Raw genomic sequence first — 368 nt, forward strand, 5'->3', positions numbered from 1 at the left:
AAGTGCGCTATCAGATGCGAATTCGCAACGTAACCACCAATAATGAGCTGGTGGATGTGCGCGATACCATTAGTAACTATTTGGTTGAGACCGCGGACGGCACTGAAAAAGTCGCACTGAAAGATTGGAGTGTAAGCGCGAGCGTTATCTCTGACGGTAACCCGGCGTACACCGACATCAACAACTTAAATCTCATTGCGGATAATACCGACATCGACACCACCATTCAGATGGGTGGCAAAGCGCCAGATGACACCTATACCGAGGTTCTCATTGAGGTGGTAGGGCACGTGCGTGACGACGCGGTTGGCGAGTTTACCAACCAGTTGCAAGGGAAGTTAAGCAGTGGCTCGCGCTATGTGACGTAT

At 50.8% G+C, this 368-nt stretch carries 1 protein-coding gene; it reads left to right on the forward strand.

Annotation, left to right across the window (positions count from 1 at the left end; translation table 11 throughout):
* The coding region (locus UF06_RS22860) for a hypothetical protein (protein ID WP_045572517.1) at nucleotides 1-368 on the forward strand (368 nt) is incomplete at both ends.

Origin of the sequence: Vibrio sp. S234-5 (assembly GCF_000960595.1) — a bacterium.
Lineage (GTDB): Bacteria > Pseudomonadota > Gammaproteobacteria > Enterobacterales > Vibrionaceae > Vibrio.